The organism is Geobacillus jurassicus NBRC 107829, assembly GCF_001544315.1.
Classification (GTDB): Bacteria; Bacillota; Bacilli; order Bacillales; family Anoxybacillaceae; genus Geobacillus; species Geobacillus jurassicus.
Window position 1 is genome coordinate 1 of the sequence record NZ_BCQG01000051.1, and the last position, 24842, is coordinate 24842.

General features: G+C 54.7%; 30 protein-coding genes. 27 read left to right on the plus strand and 3 right to left on the minus strand.

Annotated features, from left to right (window positions below; genetic code table 11):
- The first annotated feature begins 155 nt into the window (after positions 1 to 155).
- Together mntR and GJ1_RS13745 are read left to right on the plus strand one after the other, a co-directional pair.
- Positions 156 to 581, plus strand: a complete 426-nt coding sequence (gene mntR / locus GJ1_RS13740) for a transcriptional regulator MntR (protein WP_066233528.1) — start codon at positions 156 to 158, stop codon at positions 579 to 581.
- 88 nt (positions 582 to 669) lie between these two features.
- Positions 670 to 1551, plus strand: a complete 882-nt coding sequence (locus GJ1_RS13745; RefSeq protein WP_066233531.1) for a patatin-like phospholipase family protein — start codon at positions 670 to 672, stop codon at positions 1549 to 1551.
- Between the two features lie 60 nt (positions 1552 to 1611).
- On the opposite strand, the gene GJ1_RS13750 is transcribed toward GJ1_RS13745, so the two are convergent.
- Positions 1612 to 1968 carry an SA1362 family protein gene (locus GJ1_RS13750; RefSeq protein WP_066233534.1) on the minus strand — a complete coding sequence of 119 codons (357 nt, stop codon included), beginning with the start codon at positions 1966 to 1968 and terminating at the stop codon, positions 1612 to 1614.
- Positions 1969 to 1990: 22 nt separating this feature from the next.
- A complete protein-coding gene (locus tag GJ1_RS13755; RefSeq protein WP_174520122.1) occupies positions 1991 to 2914 on the minus strand; it encodes a DUF1385 domain-containing protein in 924 nt (307 codons plus the stop codon).
- 195 nt (positions 2915 to 3109) lie between these two features.
- On the opposite strand from GJ1_RS13755, the gene GJ1_RS13760 reads away from it, so the two are divergent.
- The 25 genes from GJ1_RS13760 to spoIVB all read left to right on the plus strand — a co-directional run bounded on the left by GJ1_RS13760 (position 3110) and on the right by spoIVB (position 24537).
- The gene (locus GJ1_RS13760; protein ID WP_066233540.1) at positions 3110 to 3643 is read left to right on the plus strand and encodes a YqhR family membrane protein; all 534 of its coding nucleotides are present in this window, start codon (positions 3110 to 3112) and stop codon (positions 3641 to 3643) included.
- Positions 3644 to 3900: 257 nt separating this feature from the next.
- Positions 3901 to 4962, plus strand: a complete 1062-nt coding sequence (locus tag GJ1_RS13765; RefSeq protein WP_066233543.1) for a M24 family metallopeptidase — start codon at positions 3901 to 3903, stop codon at positions 4960 to 4962.
- Between the two features lie 27 nt (positions 4963 to 4989).
- Positions 4990 to 5547 (plus strand): elongation factor P, encoded by a 558-nt coding sequence (gene efp, locus GJ1_RS13770; RefSeq protein WP_011231892.1) that lies wholly within the window; start codon positions 4990 to 4992, stop codon positions 5545 to 5547.
- A gap of 176 nt (positions 5548 to 5723) precedes the next feature.
- Positions 5724 to 6005 (plus strand): YqhV family protein, encoded by a 282-nt coding sequence (locus tag GJ1_RS13775; protein ID WP_066233546.1) that lies wholly within the window; start codon positions 5724 to 5726, stop codon positions 6003 to 6005.
- A 61-nt stretch (positions 6006 to 6066) separates the two neighbouring features.
- The gene (spoIIIAA, locus tag GJ1_RS13780; RefSeq protein WP_066233549.1) at positions 6067 to 6987 is read left to right on the plus strand and encodes a stage III sporulation protein AA; all 921 of its coding nucleotides are present in this window, start codon (positions 6067 to 6069) and stop codon (positions 6985 to 6987) included.
- Positions 6984 to 7496 (plus strand): stage III sporulation protein SpoIIIAB, encoded by a 513-nt coding sequence (spoIIIAB, locus tag GJ1_RS13785; RefSeq protein ID WP_066233551.1) that lies wholly within the window; start codon positions 6984 to 6986, stop codon positions 7494 to 7496. Before spoIIIAA ends, spoIIIAB begins: the two co-directional genes overlap by 4 nt.
- A 15-nt stretch (positions 7497 to 7511) precedes the next feature.
- On the plus strand, positions 7512 to 7718 hold the full coding sequence (gene spoIIIAC, locus GJ1_RS13790) for a stage III sporulation protein AC (RefSeq protein ID WP_011231888.1): 207 nt from the start codon (positions 7512 to 7514) through the stop codon (positions 7716 to 7718).
- 21 nt (positions 7719 to 7739) lie between these two features.
- Positions 7740 to 8126 carry a stage III sporulation protein AD gene (gene spoIIIAD / locus GJ1_RS13795; protein WP_066233553.1) on the plus strand — a complete coding sequence of 129 codons (387 nt, stop codon included), beginning with the start codon at positions 7740 to 7742 and terminating at the stop codon, positions 8124 to 8126.
- A 13-nt stretch (positions 8127 to 8139) separates the two neighbouring features.
- On the plus strand, positions 8140 to 9303 hold the full coding sequence (spoIIIAE, locus tag GJ1_RS13800; RefSeq protein ID WP_066233556.1) for a stage III sporulation protein AE: 1164 nt from the start codon (positions 8140 to 8142) through the stop codon (positions 9301 to 9303).
- Between the two features lie 10 nt (positions 9304 to 9313).
- Positions 9314 to 9925, plus strand: a complete 612-nt coding sequence (gene spoIIIAF / locus GJ1_RS13805; protein WP_066233559.1) for a stage III sporulation protein AF — start codon at positions 9314 to 9316, stop codon at positions 9923 to 9925.
- Positions 9926 to 9930: 5 nt separating this feature from the next.
- Positions 9931 to 10569, plus strand: a complete 639-nt coding sequence (gene spoIIIAG / locus GJ1_RS13810; protein WP_066233562.1) for a stage III sporulation protein AG — start codon at positions 9931 to 9933, stop codon at positions 10567 to 10569.
- Positions 10570 to 10593: 24 nt separating this feature from the next.
- Positions 10594 to 11145 carry a SpoIIIAH-like family protein gene (locus GJ1_RS13815; protein ID WP_066233564.1) on the plus strand — a complete coding sequence of 184 codons (552 nt, stop codon included), beginning with the start codon at positions 10594 to 10596 and terminating at the stop codon, positions 11143 to 11145.
- 144 nt (positions 11146 to 11289) lie between these two features.
- On the plus strand, positions 11290 to 11823 hold the full coding sequence (gene accB, locus GJ1_RS13820; protein WP_066233567.1) for an acetyl-CoA carboxylase biotin carboxyl carrier protein: 534 nt from the start codon (positions 11290 to 11292) through the stop codon (positions 11821 to 11823).
- 15 nt (positions 11824 to 11838) lie between these two features.
- On the plus strand, positions 11839 to 13194 hold the full coding sequence (gene accC, locus GJ1_RS13825) for an acetyl-CoA carboxylase biotin carboxylase subunit (RefSeq protein WP_066233569.1): 1356 nt from the start codon (positions 11839 to 11841) through the stop codon (positions 13192 to 13194).
- A gap of 10 nt (positions 13195 to 13204) precedes the next feature.
- Complete coding sequence (locus GJ1_RS13830) at positions 13205 to 13606, plus strand: Asp23/Gls24 family envelope stress response protein (RefSeq protein ID WP_066233571.1); 402 nt, start codon at positions 13205 to 13207, stop codon at positions 13604 to 13606.
- A gap of 191 nt (positions 13607 to 13797) precedes the next feature.
- Complete coding sequence (nusB, locus tag GJ1_RS13835; RefSeq protein WP_066233574.1) at positions 13798 to 14190, plus strand: transcription antitermination factor NusB; 393 nt, start codon at positions 13798 to 13800, stop codon at positions 14188 to 14190.
- 59 nt (positions 14191 to 14249) lie between these two features.
- On the plus strand, positions 14250 to 15104 hold the full coding sequence (gene folD / locus GJ1_RS13840; RefSeq protein WP_066233577.1) for a bifunctional methylenetetrahydrofolate dehydrogenase/methenyltetrahydrofolate cyclohydrolase FolD: 855 nt from the start codon (positions 14250 to 14252) through the stop codon (positions 15102 to 15104).
- An 11-nt stretch (positions 15105 to 15115) separates the two neighbouring features.
- A complete protein-coding gene (gene xseA / locus GJ1_RS13845) occupies positions 15116 to 16462 on the plus strand; it encodes an exodeoxyribonuclease VII large subunit (protein ID WP_066233580.1) in 1347 nt (448 codons plus the stop codon).
- Positions 16459 to 16689, plus strand: a complete 231-nt coding sequence (locus GJ1_RS13850; protein WP_066233583.1) for an exodeoxyribonuclease VII small subunit — start codon at positions 16459 to 16461, stop codon at positions 16687 to 16689. The genes xseA and GJ1_RS13850 overlap by 4 nt, the downstream gene beginning before the upstream one ends.
- Before the next feature lie 3 nt (positions 16690 to 16692).
- Entirely contained in the window at positions 16693 to 17586 is an 894-nt protein-coding gene (locus tag GJ1_RS13855) for a polyprenyl synthetase family protein (protein ID WP_066233585.1), read from the plus strand.
- A gap of 252 nt (positions 17587 to 17838) precedes the next feature.
- Positions 17839 to 19731, plus strand: a complete 1893-nt coding sequence (gene dxs / locus GJ1_RS13860) for a 1-deoxy-D-xylulose-5-phosphate synthase (RefSeq protein WP_066233588.1) — start codon at positions 17839 to 17841, stop codon at positions 19729 to 19731.
- A 3-nt stretch (positions 19732 to 19734) separates the two neighbouring features.
- The gene (locus GJ1_RS13865; RefSeq protein ID WP_066233591.1) at positions 19735 to 20583 is read left to right on the plus strand and encodes a TlyA family RNA methyltransferase; all 849 of its coding nucleotides are present in this window, start codon (positions 19735 to 19737) and stop codon (positions 20581 to 20583) included.
- Between the two features lie 56 nt (positions 20584 to 20639).
- Positions 20640 to 21089 (plus strand): transcriptional regulator AhrC/ArgR, encoded by a 450-nt coding sequence (gene ahrC, locus GJ1_RS13870; protein WP_066233594.1) that lies wholly within the window; start codon positions 20640 to 20642, stop codon positions 21087 to 21089.
- A gap of 128 nt (positions 21090 to 21217) precedes the next feature.
- Positions 21218 to 22939: a DNA repair protein RecN gene (gene recN / locus GJ1_RS13875; protein WP_066233598.1), complete on the plus strand. Its 1722-nt coding sequence runs from the start codon at positions 21218 to 21220 to the stop codon at positions 22937 to 22939.
- A 302-nt stretch (positions 22940 to 23241) separates the two neighbouring features.
- A complete protein-coding gene (gene spoIVB, locus GJ1_RS13885; RefSeq protein ID WP_066233604.1) occupies positions 23242 to 24537 on the plus strand; it encodes a SpoIVB peptidase in 1296 nt (431 codons plus the stop codon).
- Between the two features lie 70 nt (positions 24538 to 24607).
- On the opposite strand, the gene GJ1_RS18875 is transcribed toward spoIVB, so the two are convergent.
- Positions 24608 to 24842, minus strand: a 235-nt coding sequence (locus tag GJ1_RS18875) for a hypothetical protein (protein WP_217994772.1), incomplete at its 5' end; no start/stop codon positions are given.

Sequence of the window (24842 nt, forward strand, 5' to 3'; positions counted from 1 at the left end):
CCATCTGCAGTGCAATATTTTACGTAATGGACACTTCATGATATAATAGGATTGATTGCTATTTTCTGTCTGTCGAGAGGCCGGAGCGGTGCGAAGATGCGATTGGCCTAGACGGATTCGTTTATGACAGGCAAACGTGGCAGGGGGGACAGCTGTTGCCGACACCGAGCATGGAAGATTATATTGAACAAATTTACATCTTGATCGAAGAAAAGGGCTATGCCCGTGTTTCTGACATCGCTGAAGCGTTGTCCGTCCATCCCTCCTCGGTGACGAAAATGGTGCAAAAGCTCGATAAAGATGAGTATTTAGTGTATGAGAAATATCGCGGACTCGTCTTGACGCCAAAAGGAAAAAAGATCGGCCAGCGGCTTGTTTACCGCCATGAGCTGCTTGAACAGTTTCTCCGTTTGATCGGCGTCAGCGAAGAAAACATCTATCGCGATGTGGAAGGGATTGAGCATCATTTGAGCTGGAACGCCATCGACCGGATCGGCGATTTAGTCCAATATTTTCAAGAGGACGAACGCCGCGTCCAAGCGCTCCGCGATGTCCAAAAGCGCAATGAACAAGGAGAGTAAGCGGCTGCTTGCTCTTTTTTGTTTGCCGTACTAAACGCCGCTTCTTTCTCTTACATATTGTATAAACAGCGAGAAAGGAGAGGCTGCGGTGGACATTGACATCGTTTTTTCCGGCGGCGGAGTGAAAGGGTTTGCGTTGCTTGGGGCGTACGAAGCGATTGAAGAAAAAGGGCTTCGCTGGAAGAGGCTTGCCGGAACGAGCGCGGGGTCGCTGCTTTCGGCGCTGCTGGCGGCGGGTTACAGCGCCCGCGACATCGCTCAACTGCTGGAAGAGCTGGAGCTGGAGCATTTTTTGGATGAACGGCCCCTATGGATTCCGTTTCCGCTTTGGAAATGGGTGCGCCTTTATTGGCATCTTGGGTTGTACCAAGGAAAGGCGTTTGAGCGATGGCTCGAGGAGGCGCTGGCCGCCCGCGGTGTGCGGACGTTTCAAGATGTGCCGGCTGGCAGTTTGTATATCGTCGCTTCCGATGTGACAAACGGACGCCTCGTCGTGCTGCCGGACGATTTGGCTGTATACGGCATTGACCCCGGGTTGTTTTCGATCGCCAAGGCCGTACGGATGAGCATTAGCATCCCGTACTTTTTCGAGCCGGTCCGTCTTCACGGGAGAAACGGCGCATCCCTCATCGTCGACGGCGGGGTGCTGAGCAATTTTCCTCTGTTTTTGTTTGATGAGGAAAAGAAGAAAAAACGGCCGGTGCTCGGCGTTCAGCTGAGCCCGAAGCCAGGCGAGCGGCCGAAACGAACCATCGCCAATGCGCTCGACTTGTATGAAGCGCTGTTTGCGGCAATGAGAGAGGCGCATGACGCCCGATATGTTTCGCGCCGCCATGAAAAAAACATCGTCTTTTTGCCGGTGGACAACGTCATTTCCACCGAATTTTCCATCGATCCGGAATCGCGCCGGCGTCTGATCGACTATGGGCGCGAGCGGACGCGGCAGTTTTTGCGCCAATGGACGTACTAGACGGAATGACGGCAACGGTGCAGCGAGATTAGCCGCCTTTCAAACAAAAAAAGAATCAAGCTAAAACGAAGCTCGATTCTTTTTTTTGCCTTTTTTGCCCTCGATCACGGTCAAATGCGGAATGGCCGTCCGTTTTTTCAGCGGCCGCTTCAGTTTCGCCGGCTTTGCTTGTTTGCGCCCGGAGCGGGGATGGAGCTTTTTCGACTGCCGCACCGCCTTTAAATACGATAACCGTTCTTGATCGGTGCGGCGTTGGTATACGAACCGGTAGAAGAGATAAATGGCGGCCAAAAACAGCGCAACAAACAACAGCTGGCGGAACAGCACCGTCGGATGGGCAAAAAGGGTATAGACAATGCCAAGCGTTCCAAGCAAAATCATAAGCCCGACAAGCGGATGAATGGCCCGGCGCCGCAATGAGTCCACCCCCTTTGATCGATTACTGCACCGCTTGTTTCTTTTCGGCTTCCGCTTCCAAATGGAGAAGCCGCTGAAACGAGGCGATGGCCACTTCCACTTGGTCATCGTCCGGTTCTTTTGTCGTCAACCGCTGCAACCATAGCCCGGGATAGCCAAGCCAGCGGAGCAACGGAATATCCCTCAATTTATTTGTAAACTGCAAGACTTCAAACGAAACGCCAAGCACGACAGGAATTAAGGCAAGCCTGTTTACGATCCGCAGCCAAAGCGGATCCGTCGGCACAAACAAATAAAGGAACAGGCCGACGATGACGGTGAATAAAATGAAGCTGCTGCCGCATCGGTAGTGAAGGCGCGAGGCGCGCTGGACATGCTCGACCGTGAGCGGCCATCCTGCTTCAAAGGCGTTGATCACTTTATGTTCCGCCCCATGGTATTGGAAAACGCGCCTAACAAGCGGCGTCAACGATATAAAGTAAATGTAGCCGAGCAAAAGAGCGAGCTTAAAGGCGCCTTCAAGCAAAATTTGCCCCGTTTTCCCCGATACGAGCGGTTTAAAGGCGGCAGCGGCGAGCGCCGGGATGAGCGTAAACAATGTTTTGGCGAACAAAAACGACAGCACGCCGATTGCGGCGGCGCCGAGAATGAGCTTGAATTTCGAGCGGTTCTCGTCGACCGTCTGTTCGTCGTCTGAAGAGGATTCATATTGTTCGCTCGCAAACTGCAAATGTTTCGCCCCGTTCGCACTCGCTTCAATGATGGCGACAATGCCGCGGACAAATGGAATTTTCTTCAGGGCAGCCAGCGTCGGATGGCTGCGGCGAGGCAGGGTGAAATAGTCAATCGTCCCATCATGGCGGCGAATCGCGGTGACTGAGTGCGTCTTGCCGGCAAACATCACCCCTTCCACGACCGCCTGACCGCCGTATAACGGTTTCTCCATTTGTTTCATCAGGCCAACACCAACCTATTTTTTATGTTTATTATTTTATTCTACAAGAAACATCCGGAAACCTCTAGGTTGATGCTACTGTTATGTTTTCCAAAAAATCCATTATTTACACAAGAGAGATCATTTTTTCGCTTGATTCATGGGGCGGCCGGCTGTCGGTCATACTAACAGACAAGGAGGTGCACGATGATGGCGGAACAAAAAGAGAAACTGGAGCAAGAGAAGACGGAGCGGCCGATGACACTCATGCAAAAAACGATCATCATTGGGTTTGTCGGCGGGGTGTTTTGGAGCTTGATCGGCTATTTGGCCTATTTTTTCCACTTCAGTGAAATCAGCCCGAACATGATTCTCATTCCGTGGGTTGCCGGCGGCTGGAAATACGGGAAAGCCGGCAATTACGCGGCCATCGTGCTGATCGGCCTCATCTCCATTGCGGCGGCGCTTTTGTATTACGCGCTGTTGCGAAACATTCGCGGCATGTGGGCGGGGGGCTTATACGGCGCGGCGCTTTGGGCTGTTGTCTTTTATTTGTTTAACCCGCTCTTTCCGAACGTCCATCCGGTGGCTGATTTAGAAGCCAATACGATCATTACGACGCTTTGCCTATACATTTTATACGGCGTGTTTGTTGGCTATTCCATCTCTTTTGAAACACAGGAAATGAACCGTCCGTCTCCCAACGTGGGGAAAGAGGCGGCGAGAGAAGGAAGCGGATGAAGCGCCGTTTCGCTCCGGCCGCTGAAGCGGGCGCCGCATCAAGCGCCAAGCGGACGTCTAGCGGAAACCATCATCTTTATGGTAAAATAAAGAAGGTTTTTGCACGTTTCGGCATCAGCCCATGATTTACTGCGGGCGCTGCGTGAAACTGGCGCGCCTACGAAATCTTTAGTGTCATCTTGGTCGCGAACATTCTCCGCTCTTGTCGAAGGCAGCGGTGGAGAAGAGCACACTTTCAGGGAAGAGGAGAAGGGGACATGGAAAAGCTGGAAAAGCTTCGGGCGCTTCTTGACGAGCAGCACATTGACGGGTTTTTGGTGACAAACGGTTACAACCGCCGCTATTTAACCGGGTTTACTGGCACAGCCGGCGCCGTGCTTGTCAGCCGTCAAGGGGCGGTGTTGATTACGGACTTCCGCTACGTCGAACAAGCATCCAAGCAAGCGGAAGGGTTTGAAGTCGTCCAGCACAGCGGACCGATCATCGAAGAAATCGCCAATCAGGTAAAGCGGCTTGGCATCGGAAGGCTCGGTTTTGAGCAGGAACATGTCACCTACGCCGCCTATAAGGGGTATGAAGAAGCCATCGGCGCTGATCTTGTGCCAACGTCTGGGCTGGTGGAAAAATTGCGCTTGATTAAGTCAGAGGCAGAGATTAAGATATTAAAGGAAGCGGCGGAAATCGCAGATGCGGCGTTTTCGCACATTTTGTCGTTCATCCGCCCAGGCGTCAAAGAAATCGAAGTGGCGAATGAGTTGGAATTTTTTATGCGCAAGCAAGGGGCGTCTTCGTCCTCCTTTGACACGATCGTTGCCTCCGGCTATCGTTCGGCGCTGCCGCATGGCGTGGCGTCAGAGAAAACGATCGAGCGCGGCGAGCTCGTTACGCTCGATTTCGGGGCCTATTACAAAGGGTATTGTTCCGATCTCACAAGAACGGTCGCCGTTGGCGACATTAGCGCGGAGTTGCGCACCATTTATGACATCGTCCTTGAAGCGCAGCAACGAGGCATGAACGGGTTGAAAGCGGGCATGACCGGCAAGGAAGCCGATGCGCTGACGCGCGATTACATCCGTGAAAAAGGGTATGGCGACTATTTCGGCCATTCGACCGGCCATGGGATTGGACTGGAAATTCACGAAGGGCCGACGCTTTCGGTCCGTTCGGATGTCGTGCTTGAGCCAGGCATGGTTGTCACCGTCGAGCCGGGCATTTACATCCCGGGGCTTGGCGGGGTGCGCATCGAGGACGATACGGTCATCACCGCTGATGGGAACGAAGCGCTCACCCATTCGCCAAAAGAACTGATCATTTTATAATGGATTGCGTGAGGAGGATTTCGTCCAATGATTTCAGTCAACGATTTTCGCACAGGGCTTACGATTGAGGTGGACGGCGAGATTTGGCGCGTCCTTGAGTTCCAGCACGTCAAGCCGGGCAAGGGGGCGGCGTTCGTCCGTTCGAAGCTGCGCAATTTGCGCACCGGCGCCATTCAAGAGCGGACGTTCCGCGCCGGCGAAAAAGTGAACCGGGCGCAAATCGACACGCGCAAAATGCAATATTTGTACGCCAACGGCGACCAACATGTTTTCATGGACATGGAAACGTACGAGCAAATCGAGCTGCCGGCGAAACAGATCGAGCATGAACTGAAGTTCTTGAAAGAGAATATGGAAGTCTTTATTATGATGTACCAAGGCGAAACGATCGGCGTCGAGCTGCCGAACACCGTCGAGCTGAAAGTGGTCGAAACGGAGCCGGGCATTAAAGGCGACACCGCTTCCGGCGGTTCGAAGCCGGCCAAGCTCGAAACCGGCCTTGTCGTTCAAGTGCCGTTTTTCGTCAACGAAGGCGACACGCTCATCATTAATACGGCCGACGGCACGTACGTTTCGCGGGCGTAAGCGCAAGCCCGACAGGCACCGTCCCGGACACCTTCCGGGGCGGTGTTTTTTATGCGCGAAATGGATGCCGCTTGGCTTTCCCCATCGTTTTCCTCAGCAAAAACTTCTTCTGAAACGGCTTGTTTCCGCATACGTTTGTACTAATCGATCCCATTTGGTGAAACCAGGAGGAAGACATGAAACATTGGCTGCGGTCGCTCGATCCGTCCGTTATGGCCATGGCCGGCATGCGGATGATGTCGGCGCTGATTGAACTGAGTGCGGCGTTGTTGATGCTTGTGTTCAATGACGTGAAAAAAGCGCTTGCCATCAACGCAGCGCTTGCTGTCGTCGGTCCAACTGTGCTCATTGCAACGACGGCGATCGGGCTGTTTTCGGTGGCGGACGAGCTCTCGTTTTCCCGGCTCGGGCTTGTGGCGCTTGGGGTGGCGCTTATTTTGATCGGCATTTACAAGTAAGGCATAAACGGCGCATTCCGCCCATACATATGAACTAGTCCACAAGAAAAGGGGGAGGGCCATGGAAGCGGTATGGGGAATTTTGCCGAAAACGATCGCCGCTGTATTGCAACACCATCTTTCTTCAAGGCGCCGCGGAATCGAAGAAATCCGCATCCGCGTCTCCCGGCCGCTTGAGGTCATCGTCGACGGAACGGCCCGGTTGCTGCCGTATGAGGTGACAAAAGAAGACGGCGTGCATTTGCTCAACAAATTGAGCCATTATTCGATCTATGCCGTCGAAGAAGAGTTGAAGCGCGGGTTTATGACGATTGAGGGGGGGCATCGTGTCGGGCTGGCCGGCAAGGTCATTACCGAGGGCGGGAAGGTGAAAGCGATCCGCGATGTCTCCTCGTTTAATATCCGCATCGCCAAAGAGCAAGTTGGCATCGCCGAACCGTTGATTCCGTATGTGTATGACGGCCGCTGGCGTCATACGATGATCATCGGCTCGCCGCAGACAGGAAAAACGACGCTCCTGCGCGATGCGGCGCGCTTGATCAGCAGCGGGGTGAGCGGCATTCCAGCGCAAAAGGTGGCGATCGTTGACGAACGGTCAGAAATTGCTGGCTGTGTGAAAGGGATTCCCCAATTTTCGTTCGGCCCGCGCCTTGACGTGTTGGATGCCTGCCCGAAAGCGGAAGGGATGATGATGATGATCCGCTCGATGAGCCCTGATGTCATGATTGTCGACGAAATTGGGCGCGAGGAGGACAGCGAGGCGGTGCTTGAGGCGGCGAACGCCGGTGTCTCTGTATGGACGACCGTGCACGGCCGCAGCATCCAAGACGTCTGGCAGCGGCCAACATTGCGCCCGGTGATGGAACAACAAGTGTTCGAACGGTTTATTGAGCTGTCGAACGTTCCCCGCCCCGGTTCGATCTGGCGCATTCTCGACGCCAGCGGAGCAGTGTTGTATGAACGGGTGGTGGCAAGCAGATGAAATGGTTTGGCGCTTTGTTGATTCTTGTCGCCTCAACATGGCTTGGGTTTGCCGCCGCCCGCGTGTTGCACGAGCGGCCGCGCCAGCTCCGTCAGCTGAAAGCGGCGTTAAGGGCGCTTGAGGCGGAAGTGATGTACGGCCATACGCCGCTTGCCGATGCTGCGGCGCATCTTGCCTGGCAAACGGCCGCCCCGTTATCCGAATTGTTCGAGCGGTTTGCCGCTGCGCTTGACGCGGAAGAGACGAGCGCCGCCGAGGCATGGGAAAAAAGCATGCGGGCCGTATGGGGAAAAACCGCCCTAAAGCAAGGGGAGTTTGAAGTGATGAAACAATTTGGCGCTACGCTTGGCCAATACGACCGGCTCACCCAGCAAAAGCAGATCGCTTTAGCGCTCGCCCATTTGGAGCGGGAGGAGGCAGAAGCGCTCGACAACCAAGCGCGCTATGCCAAGATGGCGAAAAGTTTAGGCGTGTTGGCCGGCCTGCTGCTCGTCATTTTACTCATGTAGACAGGAGGCAGGAGAATGGGCATCGATGTCGATCTCATTTTGAAAATCGCCGGCGTCGGCATCGTCATCGCGTTTTTGCATACGGTGCTCGATCAGATGGGGAGGAAAGAATACGCCCAATGGGTGACGCTGCTCGGCTTTATTTATATTTTGTTTATGGTCGCTTCCATTGTCAGCGATTTGTTCCAAAAAATCAAGGATGTCTTTTTGTTCCGCGGGTAGGAGGGATCGGCCATTGACATTTTGCAAATCGTTGGCCTCGGGTTGATCGCGACGTTTTTGGTCGTGCTGCTGCAGGAGCAAAAGTCGAATCTTGCTTTTTTGTTGACCGTATTTGTCGGCTGCACCATTTTTCTGTTGCTCGTTGATCAAATCAGCGCGATTTTGGCGATGCTGCGAAAAATGGCGGAAGGCGCGCATATTCAGATGGTGTATTTTGAGACGATGTTGAAAATCATTGGCATTGCCTACATTGCCGAGTTTGCCGCACAAATTTCCAAAGACGCCGGTCAAGGGGCGATCGCCGCCAAAATTGAGCTTGGCGGCAAAATCGTCATTTTGGCGCTGGCTGTTCCGATTTTAACTGCGATCATCGAAGCGGTCATCGGCCTCATCCCGGCGGCGCGCTAAGGAGGGGGACGGATTGAAGCGAACAGCGTTCCTTATTGTCGGGCTGCTTTCTCTCTTTTTTTGTCCGTTGGTCGTACAAGCCGCAAGCGATGGACCGTCGGTCAGCGAGCAACTCGCCCAGCTTGATGTGAGCGATATCCGCCGCTATTGGGAAACGATCGTCAGCGAGTACGGCGGGTTTTTGCCGGAAAGCGAAAAAGGGTCGCTCACCGATTTTTTAAGCGGCGACAAGCAATGGTCGCCGGTGGAGTGGCTGAAGGCGCTCGCCCGCTATTTGTTTTATGAACTGCAAGTGAACGGCAAGCTGCTCGGCACGCTCATTTTGCTCTCTGTGTTCAGCGCGGTGCTGCAATCGTTGCAAAACGCGTTCGCTCAACAGGAAGTGAGCAAAATCGCCCAAGCGGTCGTCTATATGGTGCTCTTGTTGATTGCCTTAAACAGCTTTCGCCTCGCCGCGGATTATGCGCTCGAGGCGGTGCGGACGATGAGCCATTTTATCATCGCCCTCATTCCGCTGCTGCTGGCGCTGCTCGCCTCTTCGGGCGGGGTCGTGTCGGCGGCGTTTTTCCACCCGATCATTTTGTTTGTGATGAACACCACCGGCACGGTCGTTGAATATGTCACCTTGCCGCTTTTGCTGCTCGCGGCACTGCTTTCGGTCGTCAGCACGCTCAGCGACCGGTACAAGGCGACTCAACTCGCCGATTTGCTCAACAAAGTGGCCCTTGGTCTGCTCGGCCTCATTTTGACCGTGTTTCTTGGCGTCATGTCCGTGCGCGGGGCGACCGCAGCTGTGGCTGACGGCGTGGCGCTGAGGGCGGCGAAATTTGTGACCGGCAATTTCATCCCGGTCGTCGGCAAGCTGTTTACCGATGCCGCCGATACGGTCGTCGCCGCTTCAATGCTGCTGAAAAACGCCGTCGGATTGGTCGGGGTGGCGATTTTGCTGATGATCGCCATCTTTCCAGCGGTGAAAATTTTCGCCATCGTCATCGTCTACAAGCTGTCGGCCGCTCTTCTGCAGCCGCTTGGCGGCGGACCGGTGCTTTCCTGCCTCAACATCATCAGCAAAAGCATCGCCTACGTGCTTGCGGCGCTTTTGATCGTATCGCTCATGTTTTTCCTCAGTCTCACCGTCATGGTGATGGCCGGGAACATTACGATGATGGTCCGCTAGGGGGAGCGCTATGCAACTAGTCATTGAGTGGGTGACGAACATCATTTTGTTTTTGTTGTTTGCTGTCATCATCGATTTTTTGCTGCCGTCGGGGACGATGCAAAAATATGTCAAAATGGCTGTCGGGCTCATGCTGCTTCTTGTGATGCTCGCCCCGGTGCTTCGGCTTGCTTCCGTTGATCCCGAGCAGCTCGTCGCTTCAGCGCTCGCCCGTGTTTCCGACGGCCGCGAGGGGGAAGAGGAGATAAAAAATCAAATCGAACAGCAGAAAAAAGAAATACAAGCCTCGCAACGCGCATATATTTTAGAACAAATGGCTGTCCAGCTCGAAAACGATGCAAATGAGGAGTTGATGGAAAAGTATGGACTGAAAGCGGATGTCAACGTTTACGCCAAGCCGCGCGACGACTGGCGCATGCCGGATGACATCAAGACGATTGAAGTCGTCCTTTCGAAACAGCGGCCGGCCGGGGCGGTGGAGCCGGTCGTCATCGATACGACGAAACCGCCGGCTTCATCGGAGGGAGATGTTTCGCTGGCTGAGGAGGTGCGCGCTTTTCTCGCCGGTCGATGGGAAATCGATGAAGATAAAATTGACGTGCAATTTAGGGGGAGGGAATAGGGGGGATGCTGCCGCACATCAAACGGCTCTTTTCTTCATCGCCGAAAGACGGGGAAGGAGAAGGAGCGCAGAAAAAATGGCCGTTTTCGTACGTCGTCGTCCTGCTGTTGGCCGGGGTCGCCTTGATGGCGGCAAGCCATTGGACGAACAATGGGGAGGAGGCTGCATCAAAATCTTCCGTCGGGCAGCCGTCCGCTCCAGCCGAGCCGGCGTTTTTGGCGAGCAAGGAGACGAAGGAAAAAGTGATCGCCGCCTATGAGGAGCGGTACGAAAAAGAACTGAAAGCCGCGCTCGAGGCGATTGAAGGGGTGGACGATGTCACCGTCGTCGTCAATCTCGATTCAACGGAGCTGAAACTGTACGAGAAAAAGCGTTCCACCCAACAGCAAACGACCGAAGAGAGCGACAAGGAAGGCGGGAAGCGGACGATTGAAAATCAGTCGACAAACGAAGAAGTAATCATTATCCACAACGGCGAGGAGGAAACGCCGCTTGTCATCGCCACCAAAAAGCCGGACATCCGCGGCGTGCTCGTTGTCGCCAAAGGGGCGGACAATTTGCAAATCAAAAAATGGATCGTCGAGGCGGTGACGCGCGTGTTAAACGTTCCGAGCTACCGCGTCGCTGTCTTGCCGAAAAAATGACCGGGTAAAGGGGAGGAGATCGGCATGTTGAAAAAACAAACGGTATGGCTGTTGACGATGTTGAGCTTGGTCGTCGTGCTGTCGGTCTATTATGTGACCGCGCCGAAGGATATGGGCAACAGCCCGGCGTTGACGGCCAATGAGAAAACAGAAAAAACGACCGATCAGCCGAGCGTCGCCGTCGAAGAGGCGAAAAAACCATCCACAGCCGGAGAAACGGGCGACGATTTGTTTACGGCGCTGCGCATGAAAATTGAGGACGAGCGGAGCCGGCTGCGCGACGAATTGAACGCCATCGTTGCGTCGGCGAATGCGACGCCGGAAGAAAAAAATGAGGCGCTCGACAAAATTGAAAAATTGCAAGCACTGTCTGAAAAAGAAGCGACATTGGAGACGCTCATTAAATCGAAAGGCGGCTATGAGGATGTGCTCGTGCGCGCGGATGACAACCAAGTGCGCGTGACGATCAAAGCGAAACAAAGCTCAGCCAAATCGGCGAATGAAGTCATTCATATGGTGAAAAAAGAAATGCCCGATGCTGAATACGTGACGGTTGAGTTTCAGCCGGCGGGATGAACGCGCTGCTCTTTGGGGCAGCTTCTTTTTTTTGTGGAAAAGTCTTTTGTTTGCCCTACGGTTGTGTGTATAATCGTTATGAGCACATTTGAAACCGCCTGCCAGGAACGGGCTGCACGATACTTGGAGAAAGGTGTGAGATCGATGAAAATTCAAGAAATCCGTGAATTGATCCGCTTGGTCGACCAGTCCTCGATCGACGAATTCGTATACGAACAAGGCGAAACGAAAGTACATATGAAAAAAGCAACGGCTGCTGTGGCCGTTGCACCGGCCGTGGCCGTACAGGCGGCGGTCGCACAGCCGGCGCCTGCTGCTCCGGCGGCGGTCGAACCAGCTCCAGCAGCTGCTTCAGTTCAAGCGGCGGCCCCAGAAGAGCCGGCGCCGAAAGCGGAAACGCCGGCGGCCAAAGAAGTGAAGCCGGACGCTGAAGGCAACTTGCACCAAATTACATCGCCGATGGTCGGCACGTTTTACGCGGCGCCGGCGCCGGACAAGCCGCCGTATGTCAAGCCGGGCGACAAAGTGAAAAAAGATACGGTCGTTTGCATTATCGAGGCGATGAAGCTGTTTAATGAAATTGAAGCGGAAGTCGATGGCGAAATTGTCGAAGTGCTCGTGCAAAACGGCCAGCTCGTCGAATACGGCCAGCCGTTGTTTTTAGTCAAGCCTGAATAAGGGAGAGAACGGACGATGATCAAAAAAGTGTTGGTGGCGAACCGCGGGGAAATCGCCGTCCGCATCATCCGCGCCTGCCGCGAGCTTGGCATTGAGACGGTCGCTGTCTTTTCGCAAGCCGACCGCGACGCTTTGCACGTGCAGCTAGCTGATGAGGCGTATTGCATCGGGCCGACCGCTTCCAAAGACAGCTATTTGAACTTTACCAATATTATGAGCGTTGCTACGCTGACTGGCTGTGACGCCATCCACCCCGGCTACGGGTTTTTGGCCGAAAATGAAGCGTTCGCCGAGCTGTGCCGCGAATGCAACGTAACATTTATCGGCCCAAGCCCGGAAGCGATTGCAAAAATGGGCATTAAAGACATCGCCCGCGAGACGATGCGCGAAGCCGGCGTGCCGATCGTGCCTGGGTCGCGCGGGGTCATCGAAAGTCTTGATGAGGCGCGGGCGATTGCCGAAGAGATCGGCTATCCGGTCATCATTAAAGCGACGGCCGGCGGCGGCGGGAAAGGGATCCGCGTCGCCCGCGACGAACAAGAGTTGATCAAAGGCATCAACATCACCCAGCAGGAAGCGGCGACGGCGTTTGGCAATCCGGGCGTTTATATTGAAAAATATATCGAAGATTTCCGCCATGTCGAAATTCAAGTGCTCGCCGATTCGTACGGCAATACGATTCATTTGGGAGAACGCGACTGCTCAATCCAGCGCCGGCTGCAAAAACTCGTCGAGGAAGCGCCGTCACCGGCGCTTGACGACGAGATGCGTCGGAAGATGGGCGAGGCGGCCGTCAAGGCGGCAAAAGCGGTCAACTACACCGGCGCCGGCACGGTCGAATTTATTTATGACCATCGGAACAAGCAATTTTATTTCATGGAGATGAATACGCGCATTCAAGTCGAGCATCCGGTCACCGAACTGATCACCGGCGTCGATTTAGTAAAGGAGCAAATCCGCATCGCCGCCGGCGAAAAGCTGTCGATCACCCAAGAGGACGTCACGTTTAATGGCTGGGCGATCGAGTGCCGAATCAACGCCGAAAATCCAGCGAAAAACTTTATGCCGTCACCGGGGAAAATCGCCATGTACTTGCCGCCGGGCGGCCCGGGCGTGCGCGTCGATTCGGCTGCCTATCCAGGCTATACGATTCCGCCGTATTACGATTCGATGATCGCCAAATTGATCGTCCACGCTCCGACGCGCGAGGAAGCGATCGCCCGCATGAGACGGGCGCTTTCGGAGTTTATCATCGAAGGCATTCATACGACGATTCCGTTCCACATAAAACTAATGGAGCATGAGAAATTTCAAAGCGGCGAGTTTAATACGAAGTTTTTGGAGTTATATGATATTATGAAGGCGGAATAGGAGGTGCCTTATGTCTGAGCATGTCTTTGAAACAGAGCAAGCGTACCCGGCGCTCGGCAGGGTGGAAATTGCACCGGAAGTGATTGAGGTGATCGCCGGCATCGCGGCGTCGGAAGTCGACGGCATCGCGCAAATGCGCGGCAATTTCGCCGCCGGCGTCGCTGAGCGGTTCGGCAAGAAACACCATGGCAAAGGCGTGAAGGTTGATTTGCGCGACGACGGCGTCGTCATCGATCTTTACTGCCTCGTCCAGTTTGGCGCATCGATTCCGAACGTGGCGAAAAAAGCGCAGGAAAACGTGCGCCAGGCGCTTTGGAATATGACCGGCCTTGAGGCGAGCGAAGTGAACGTTCATATCGTCGGCATCCAGTTTGAGGGCGGCAAGCAGGAACAAGGTGCGGTCGAACAGTGATCCATGGCAAGGCAGCTGCTTTTTCGGCAGCCGCCTTTTGTTTTTTTCGCCAAAGTTTGTTATTGTAATGAACGAGGCCGTTGGCGCCGCCAGCAGCAGCGCTAATGATTTGTGGGAAAAGGCTGGTTTTTTCCGAAAAATATGATATGATTTCATTGTGAATGTTCGTTTTTTTGGAAAGGGGGAGCGCAATGAAGCGGCATGAAGCACGGGAAAAGGCGCTGCAGGCGCTGTTCCAAATCGATGTCGGGCGTATTCCTCCAGATGAGGCGCTCCACAATGTCACGGGCGGCGGCGACATCGATCCGTTTTTGCGCCAGCTCGTCTTTGGCGTCGTCGAGCACCAGGAGGAAATTGACGAGCTGTTGCGCGCCAATTTGGAAAAATGGACGCTTGAACGCGTCGCCAACGTTGACCGCGCCATTTTGCGCATGGCAACGTACGAGATGAAATACGCCGATGATGTGCCGGTGAGCGTCAGCCTCGATGAAGCGGTCGAGCTGGCGAAAAAATTCGGTGATTCGAAATCTGGAAGTTTTGTCAACGGCGTGCTTTCGAAAGTGAAAGCGGCGCTGCAAAAATAAAACCGGCCGCATAGCGGGCTGATATTGAATGATGAACGAGGAGAGGGGAACGAAACACAATGACAGCACAAATCATTAGCGGAACGGAATTGGCGAAAACGATTCGCACCAACTTGGCAGATCAAGCGGCGCGGTTGAAAGCGGACGGCATCGAGCCGGGATTGGCCGTCATTCTTGTCGGCGACGATCCGGCGTCGCATTCGTATGTAAAAGGAAAACAAAAGGCGTGCGCCGAAGTCGGCATTCGCTCATTTCTTTATACCTTTCCAGTGACAATTGAGGAGGAGACGCTGCTTGAGAAAATCCACGAGTTAAACGCCGATCCGGCCGTGCACGGCATTTTGGTGCAGCTGCCGCTGCCGGAACATATTCGCGAATGGTCGGTCATTGAAACGATCGCGCCGGAAAAAGATGTCGACGGATTTCATCCGATCAATGTCGGAAAAATGATGATCGGCCAACGAGCGTTTCTCCCGTGCACTCCTCATGGCGTCTTGGCGATGGTGAAGTCCGTCGGCATCGAGATCGCCGGCAAGCACGTTGTCGTCGTCGGCCGGAGCAACATCGTCGGCAAGCCGGTCGGCCAGCTGTTTTTGCGCGAACACGCGACCGTCACCTACACCCACTCGAAAACGCCGGATTTGGCCGCCATCACCCGACAGGCGGACATTTTAATCGTCGCTGTCGGCAAGGCGCGTCTCATTGGCCCAGACCATGTCAAGCCTGGAGCGGTCGTCATCGACGTCGGCGTCAACCGGCTTGAGAACGGCAAACTATGCGGCGATGTCGATTTTGACGCCGTGAAAGAAGTGGCCGGCTATATTACGCCGGTGCCGGGCGGGGTCGGGCCGATGACGATTACGATGCTCTTGCACAACACGATTGAAGCGGCCCGGCAGCTGGCCGCAAAGTGAGGGCAAGTGCAGTGGAAGTCAAATATGTGACGGTCGGGGCGCTGACGAAGTACATTAAGCGCAAGTTTGACGTCGACCCGCATTTGCGCGATCTATGGGTGAAAGGTGAGATTTCGAACTTTAAGCAGCATGCGCGCGGCCATATGTATTTTACGTTGAAAGACAGCCAAGGGCGCATCGCCGCCGTCATGTTCGCGGGCTACAATCAGCATTTGCCGTTCCGCCCCGAAGACGGGATGAGCGTGCTCGTGCGCGGGGAAATTTCCGTCTATGAACCGAACGGCAACTATCAGCTGTATGTGAAAGAAATGCAGCCGGAAGGCGTCGGAAGCTTATATTTAGCCTACGAACAGTTGAAGCAGCGGCTCGAGGCGGAAGGGCTGTTTTCCCCGGCTCATAAAAAGCCGCTTCCGGCCTTCCCGCGCTGCATCGGCGTCGTCACGTCGCCGACGGGAGCGGCGGTGCGCGATATTATGACGACGATTCGCCGCCGCTATCCGCTCGCCAAAGTCATTTTGTTTCCAGCGCTCGTTCAAGGGGACGGGGCGGCGCTGTCGATCGTGCGCGCCATCGAGCGGGCGAATGCGTTCGGCGGGGTCGATGTGCTCATTGTCGGCCGCGGCGGCGGCTCGATCGAAGAACTGTGGGCGTTCAATGAAGAAATCGTCGCCCGCGCCATCTTTGCCTCAAAAATTCCAATTATTTCTGCTGTCGGCCATGAAACAGATTTTACGATCGCCGACTTTGTCGCCGATTTGCGGGCGCCGACGCCGACGGCAGCAGCTGAGATGGCGGCGCCGCATATCGGGGAGTTGGCTGAGCGGCTCGCCGAGCGGAAATGGCGGCTCATCCGCGCCATGAAAGAGCGGCTTGCCGCTGATAAAGAGCAGCTTCGCCGGCTGCAAGGATCCTACGCATTCCGCTATCCCAAGCGGCTCTACGAACAAAAAGAACAGCAGCTTGATGCGTTGCTTGAGCGGCTTAGCCGCCAACGCGAACGGCTCGTCGACAAACATCGCCAGCGGCTGCATGAGCTTGACTTGAGGCTATGGCGCCATCATCCGGCCGCAGAGCTTGAGCGGATGAAAGAACGGCAAAAGGCGGCGGCCAGTGCGCTTGAAAAAGCGATGCGCACAGCAATGGAGCGCCATCAGTTCCGCTTTCGCTCCAACCTCGCGCGGCTTGAGGCGCTCAGCCCCCTTCGCATCATGGAGCGCGGCTACAGCTTGGTGTACAATGAGCAAGGCGAGCTCGTAAAACGAACCAGCCAGCTTCGAATCGGCGAGCATCTTTCCATCCAAGTTCAAGACGGACGAGTCGATTGTCAAGTGACGGGAGTGGAGGAAAAATACGTATGAGCGAAGAAAAAGAGATGACGTTTGAAGAAGCGATGAAAAAGCTGGAGGAAATCGTCGAAAAGCTCGAGGAAGGGAACGTGCCGCTTGAGGAGGCGATCGCCTTTTTTCAAGAAGGCATGAAACTGTCCAAGCTTTGCCATGATAAATTGCAGCATGTGGAGAAACAGTTGGAGTACATGTTGCGCGAAGACGGCGAGCTTGTCCCTTTTTCGCCGGAGGTGGAGTGACGGGTGGCGCAGCTTTCAGTTGAACAGTTTCTCAACGAACAAAAACAAGCCGTGGAGACGGCGCTCTCCCGTTATATGGAGCGTTTAGAGGGGCCAGAGACGCTGAAAAAGGCGATGGCCTACTCGCTTGAGGCCGGCGGCAAACGAATCCGCCCGCTTTTGCTGCTGGCGACCATCCAAGCGCTCGGCAAAGACCCGGCGATCGGACTGCCGGTCGCTTGCGCCATTGAAATGATCCATACGTATTCGCTGATTCACGATGATTTGCCGAGCATGGACAACGACGATTTGCGGCGCGGCAAACCGACGAACCATAAAGTGTTCGGCGAGGCGATGGCCATTTTGGCCGGGGACGCCTTGCTTACGTATGCGTTTCAATTGATCGCCGAGGTCGATGACGACCGCGTGCCGCCTTCAGTCAAGCTGCAGCTCATTGAGCAGCTCGCGAAGGCGGCCGGCCCGGAAGGCATGGTCGCTGGACAGACGGCCGATATGGAGGCGGAAGGAAAAACGCTGGCGCTGGCGGAACTGGAATACATCCACCGCCACAAGACGGGGAAAATGCTGCAATACAGCGTGCACGCCGGCGCCCTGCTCGGCAGCGCCGACGACCGGCAGATGCGCGAGCTCGATGAGTTCGCCGCTCATTTAGGCCTCGCCTTTCAAATTCGCGACGATATTTTGGACATTGAAGGGACGGAAGAGAAAATCGGCAAGCGAGTCGGCAGCGACCGCGACAACAAGAAAGTGACGTATCCGGCGCTGCTGTCGCTTGATGGCGCCAAAGAGAAGCTGACGTTTCATATTGATGCCGCGAAGCGCCATTTGCAGCAGGCTGGGGTGGATGGCGCTGCGCTTGCCTACATTTGCGAGCTTGTCGCGGTCCGCGACCATTGATGCAGGGCGGCCTCTTGTTCCCGTTGTTCGCTTTCCTTCGGGGCGGAGGCGGCCCTGTTTTGTGTTTGTTTTCCGCCAGGCGGCCGCCGCCATTCTTTTTTTCTGTTATACATCATAAAGCCGTGCCCTAGTGGCGACGAGCCGCTTTGGCGGGAAAAGTCGATTTTTCGCGCCGGATCATGTATAATAATACTACCTGTAATCGAGGGAAAACGGCCCGGAGAACGACGAAATGAAAGCGAGTGATCTTCGTTGGACTTGACGAAAATTGACCATCCGCGCGTCGTAAAAAACATGTCCATCCCTGAGCTGAAACAGTTAAGCGCCGAGATCCGGCGGTTTTTAATTGAAAAGCTGTCGAAAACCGGCGGGCATATCGGCCCGAACTTGGGGGTGGTTGAGCTGACGATCGCCCTCCACCGCGAGTTCGACAGCCCAAAAGACAAGCTCATTTGGGATGTCGGACATCAGTCATACGTGCATAAAATTTTGACCGGGCGCGCCGCTGAGTTCGACACGCTCCGCCAATACAAGGGGTTGTCCGGGTTTCCGAAGCGCAACGAAAGCGAGCATGACGTATGGGAAACGGGCCATAGCTCGACGTCGCTGTCGGCGGCGATGGGAATGGCGATTGCCCGCGATTTGAAGGGGACGGATGAATACATCGTGCCGATCATCGGCGATGGGGCGCTGACCGGCGGCATGGCGCTTGAGGCGCTTAACCATATCGGGCATGAAAAAACGGATATGATCGTCATTTTAAATGACAACGAGATGTCCATCGCCCCAAACGTCGGCGCGTTGCACAACATTCTTGGCCGGCTGCGCACTGCCGGGAAGTATCAATGGGTGAAAGATGAGCTTGAGCTGCTGCTCAAGCGCATTCCGGCGGTCGGCGGCAAGTTGGCGGCGACGGCCGAGCGGCTGAAAGACAGCTTGAAATATTTGCTTGTCTCCGGCGTCTTTTTTGAAGAGCTCGGGTTTACGTATTTAGGCCCAGTTGACGGCCACGATTTTGAGGATTTGCTGGAAAACTTGCGCTACGCGAAGAAAATGAAAGGTCCCGTGCTCGTGCATGTCATCACGAAAAAAGGGAAAGGATACAGTCCGGCGGAAAACGACAAAGTCGGAACATGGCACGGCACGGGGCCGTACAAAATTGAAACGGGCGCCTTTGTCAAAACGAAAGAGGCCGGGCCGTCATGGAGCGCCCTTGTCAGCGAAACGGTGCGCCGGCTCGCCCGCACCGACCCGCGCATCGTCGCCATTACGCCGGCGATGCCGGTCGGCTCGAAGCTGGAAGGGTTCGCAAGCGAGTTTCCGGACCGAATGTTTGATGTCGGCATCGCCGAGCAGCACGCGACAACGCTCGCGGCTGGATTGGCGACGCAAGGGATGAAACCGTTTTTGGCCATTTATTCGACGTTTTTGCAGCGCGCCTATGACCAAGTCGTCCATGATGTATGCCGGCAAAACTTAAACGTCTTTTTCGCCATCGACCGCGCCGGGTTGGTCGGGGCGGACGGCGAGACGCACCAAGGGGTGTTTGACATCGCCTTTTTGCGCCATGTGCCGAACTTGGTGTTGATGATGCCAAAAGACGAAAACGAAGGACAGCACATGGTGTATACGGCCATCCGCTACGACGACGGGCCGATCGCCATGCGTTTCCCGCGCGGCAACGGGCTTGGCGTGCCGCTTGATGAGGAGCTGAAAGAAATCCCAATCGGCACGTGGGAAGTGTTGCGCGACGGCTGCGATGCGGCGATTTTGACGTTCGGCACGACGATTTCGATGGCGCTTAAGGCGGCTGACGAGCTGGCGAAAGACGGCGTATCGGTGAAAGTCGTCAACGCCCGCTTTTTGAAGCCGATGGATGAAGCGATGCTTCATGAATTGCTTGAAAGCCGCCTGCCGATTTTAACGGTCGAAGAGGCGGTGCTGCAAGGCGGCTTTGGCAGCGCTGTGTTGGAGTTCGCCCACGACCATGGCTATCACGGAGCGGTCATCGAACGGATGGGCATCCCGGACCGCTTTATTGAACATGGGAGCGTCAGCGAGCTGCTCAACGAAATCGGGCTGACGTCAATCCATATCATCGACCGCATCAAAACGATGGTGTCAAGAAAACAGAAAAGGGCTTGAGACATGAAAGGGAAAAAAGAACGGCTCGATGTGTTGCTTGTCGAACGAGGGCTGGCGGAAACGCGGGAAAAGGCGAAGAGAGCGATCATGGCCGGGCTTGTCTATTCAAACGACGTTCGACTCGATAAGCCCGGGGAAAAAGTGCCAGCCGACATTCCGCTTGAGGTGAAAGGCAACCCGCTTCCGTACGTCAGCCGCGGCGGGTTGAAACTGGAAAAAGCGTTGCGCGAGTTTCACATTCGTGTGGAAAATAAAATTGTTCTCGACATCGGAGCGTCGACTGGCGGTTTCACCGACTGCGCCTTGCAGCACGGGGCGAAGCTGTCGTATGCCGTCGATGTCGGCTACAACCAGCTTGCCTGGAAGCTGCGTCAAGATGAGCGCGTCGTCGTCATGGAGCGTACAAACTTCCGCTACGTGACGCCCGATCTGTTTACGAAAGGGCTGCCAGAAGTAGCTGTCATCGATGTTTCGTTTATTTCGCTCCGGCTCATTTTGCCGGTTGTCAAGACGGTCATTGTGCCGGGCGGCGATGTGATCGCTCTCGTCAAGCCGCAGTTTGAAGCCGGCAAGGAAAAGGTCGGCAAAAAAGGGATCGTCCGCGATCCGGCCATTCACGAAGAAGTGCTTGACTCGATCGTTCGATTCGCCTGCGCCGAAGGGTTCGATGTCCTTCATTTGTCGTATTCGCCGATCACTGGCGGCGACGGCAATATTGAATTTTTGCTTCATGCTGTTTATCCAGGCGAGGATCGGGAAGGCGAAAACCGAATGTTGGCGCCGATCGCCGATGTTGTGCGCGAGGCGCACGCCCGCCTGCGTGCTGGAAAAACGGAGCCAAGCGGCGAATAGCGCCGGCGGGGCGGAAAAGCGGCGCTGTATTTTTGCAATCGGGGAGGTGGTGCGATGTGAATAAAGGACAAAGGCATATTAAAATTCGCGAAATCATTATGAACCATGACATTGAAACGCAAGACGAGCTCGTCGACCGGCTGAGGGAAGCGGGATTTAACGTCACCCAAGCGACCGTTTCGCGCGACATTAAAGAGATGCAGCTCGTCAAAGTGCCGATGGCCAACGGCCGCTACAAGTACAGCCTGCCGTCCGACCAGCGCTTCAATCCGTTGCAAAAGCTGAAGCGGGCGCTTGTTGATGTGTTTGTGAAGCTTGACGGAACGGGCAACTTGCTCGTCTTGCGGACGCTGCCAGGCAACGCCCATGCCGTCGGTGTTTTGCTCGACAATTTGGATTGGAGCGAAATCGTCGGTACGATTTGCGGCGACGATACGTGCCTGATCATCTGCCGAACGCCGAAAGATGCGAAAAAAGTGTCCGACCAGCTGTTGTCCATGCTCTAGTCGAGGACCGGTCCAGCTTCCGCTCCGCGCTCAAGGACGGAACGACGGGGGCGGTCCTTGTTTGCGAATTCGAACGTATGTGCTATAATCAGAAAGGAGAATCAATCGGACAGGCAAGGAGTGGTGGAATGCTCGCCGAGCTGTCGATTAAAAATTTCGCCATTATCGAGTCGCTCTCGCTGTCGTTTGACAAAGGGCTGACGGTGTTAACCGGCGAAACGGGAGCCGGCAAATCGATCATCATCGACGCGATTCATTTGTTGATCGGCGGGCGCGGCTCCGCTGAATTTGTCCGCTTCGGAGCAGAAAAGGCGGAAATCGAAGGGCTGTTTTTGCTTGATGATGACCGCCATCCGTGCTGGCAAAAATGCGCGGACGTTGGCATCGACGCGAGCGATGGCATGATCGTATTGCGCCGCGATATTTTAGCTAACGGAAAAAGCATTTGCCGCATCAATGGCAAGTTGGTCACCACGGCGGTGCTGCGCGACATTGGGGCGACGCTCGTCGACATTCATGGACAGCATGAACATCAAGAGCTGATGGATCCGTCCCGCCACTTGCCGCTTTTAGATGAGTTCTGCGGCCTAGAGGCGGCAGAGGCGCTCGCCCGCTACCGCGCCGTTTATGAGCGGTATGAAGCGCTCGGAAACAAATTGAAAAAGCTGAGCGAAAACGAGCAGCAAATGGCGCACCGGCTCGATTTGCTGACGTTTCAGCTGCGCGAAATCGAGCAGGCGGCGCTCGAGCCGGGCGAGGACGAGCGGCTGATGGAAGAAAAAGTGCGCATCGTCAATTTCCAAAAAATTTATACGGCGCTGCAGAAAAGCTACGAGGCGCTGGCTGGCGATGGGCGCGGGCTTGATTCGATCGGGGAGGTGATGCGCCATCTCGACGACGTCGCGGGCATGGACGCAGCGCTCAAAGAAGCGCACGAAACAACGGCGAACTGCTATTATTTGCTCGAGGAAGTGATGTACAAGCTGCGCGACCAAATCGAGGAGATGGAGTACGATCCGGCGCGGCTTGACGTCATCGAAAGCCGCCTCGCGGAAATCGGTCAGCTCAAACGGAAATACGGAGCGACGATCGCCGACATTTTGCACTATGCCGAAACGATCGCCGAAGAAATCGAGACGATCGAAAACCGCGAAACGCATGTGCATGAACTGAAGCAACAACTTGCGGCGGTGACGGACGAGTTGCTCGCCGAGGCGAAAAACGTCACCGCTGTTCGGCAAACGTACGCCCGGCGTCTGATTGAGCGCATTCACCAAGAGTTGAAAGATTTGTACATGGACAAAACGAAATTTGACATCATGTTTGCCAAGCGCGAAGGTCCGCTTGACGCCCCTTTGGTCGACGGCGTGCCGGTCAAGTTCCAGGAAGACGGCATCGATGTCGTCGAATTTTACATTTCGACGAACGTCGGCGAGCCGTTAAAACCGCTCGCCAAAGTCGCTTCCGGCGGCGAGCTGTCGCGCATCATGCTGGCGTTGAAAACGATTTTTTCCAAACATCAAGGGGTGACGTCGATTGTTTTTGATGAGGTCGACACAGGCGTCAGCGGCCGCGTCGCCCAGGCGATGGCGGAAAAAATTTACCGCATCGCCAGCCAATCGCAAGTGCTTTGCATTTCCCATCTGCCGCAAGTCGCCGCTATGGCGGATACCCATTTGTTGATCGCCAAAGAGACGGACGGGGAGCGGACGAAAACGGTCGTGAGAAAGCTCGACGAAGAGGAGAAAGTGAAAGAAATCGGGCGGATGATTTCCGGCGTCGAGATGACAGAGCTGACGAAACAGCATGCCAAAGAGCTGTTGGAGCTGGCGGCCAAAATGAAGCATTGATCCCCTTTGCCTGCGTTTTTGCGGGAGAAGCCGAATCTTCCACAAGAAGGCGCTCCGGCCCGCTGTCTCTGCCTTGGTGTTCGCTTCCTGTGGAAGCCGGTGCTTTTCAACAAAAATGATCAAAAATGCGTCCTGCCGTCTTGTTCGACGGCGAAAAGCCACACGGCTGTCCGGATGCAAGTCCATCCATTCCGGGCAGCTTTTTTTCTCGGCATGGCGATTATATTTTCCCCTGTTCAGGCAAAATTAAAACTGTAACCGTTTTTGCATGGTGTAGGCGGGAGCGAGGAGAGTGGACGACATTGAATAAAGAAACGGCGAGAAAAATCGCAGGAGTGCTTCTCCTTGGCATATTGACGGTCATTGCTTTTTCCAAACCGATGAAGGAATATTGGCAAATTCCGAAGCAGCTTGTCTTGTTTGAAGGTGATGCGGTTGAATTTCCTGCCGCTTCCCTTCCAGTGCAAGCGACCGTCAATGATCGAAACGCTCCCGAAACGCTCAACATTGAGCGGAAAAACGGTTCCCTGTCTGTAAAGGCGAAACAGCGCGGACATGAAACGATGGTGTTGCACGTCGCCGGAATGCCGATCAAGCAAGTGGATGTCAACGTGCTGCCGACGCTCAAAGTCATTCCCGGCGGACAATCGATCGGCGTCAAGCTCAATACCGTCGGCGTTCTTGTCGTCGGCTACCACCTTGTCGAAACCGAAAACGGGAAAAAATCGCCGGGAGAAGCAGCCGGCATTCAAGTCGGCGACATCATTACCGGCATTAATGGCCAAAAAATCGAAAACATGAGCGACCTCTCCCCTTTCATTGAGGAAGCCGGAAAAACCGGAAAGCCGCTTCATCTAAAAATTCTGCGTGATCAGCACTCCATGACGGTGAAGCTCGTTCCGCTGAGAGACAAGCATGACGATGTGTACCGCATCGGTCTGTACATCCGCGATTCGGCCGCCGGCATCGGGACAATGACGTTTTATGATCCGAAATCGAAAACGTACGGCGCGCTTGGCCATGTCATCTCCGATATGGACACGAAAAAGCCGATTGTCGTGCAAAACGGGCAAATTATGCGCTCGACCGTCACATCGATCGAAAAAGGGACGAGCGGCAATCCAGGTGAGAAGTTAGCCCGCTTTTCCGACGGCGAAGAAGTGATCGGCACGATCACCACCAACAGCCCGTTTGGCATTTTCGGCAAGCTTACAAAACCGCTGCCGGACGGTCCGTTCACCAAGCCGATTCCCGTCGCGCTAGCCAGCCAAGTGAAAGAAGGGCCGGCGAAAATGCTGACAGTGGTGGAAAACGACAAAGTCGAGCAGTTTGACGTGGAAATTGTCAGCACCATTCCGCAGAAATTTCCGGCGACCAAAGGTCTCGTGATTCGCGTAACTGACCCGCGCTTGTTAAAGAAAACCGGGGGCATCGTCCAAGGGATGAGCGGCAGCCCGATCATTCAAGACGGAAAACTCGTCGGTGCAGTGACACATGTGTTTGTCAACGATCCGACGTCAGGGTATGGCGTCCATATCGAATGGATGTTGCAAGAAGCGGGAATCGATCTATATGGCAACCAAAAGAAAGCGAGCTGACCATGTCGGCTCGCTTTTTCTCGCCAGCCTCAATTTGGTTGTTGCGTCGGTTTGGCGAAATGACGAACGATCATTGGATTCCCGTTCGTCTCTTCATGACCATCCGAACGCAAATCACCAGCCACACCGTTAGTGATGAAATGGATTCCGCAACATTTGTTAGGATGTCACCAAAAAAGTGCAAGAACCAAAAATTTTTCAAAAAAGGCGGCAAAAATTTTGCCGGTTTGGCATAGATATTTGGTGAAACATCCGTTAAAATGGAACATGTAAAGATTTTTCGACAAACGCATCGTTTTGCAAAG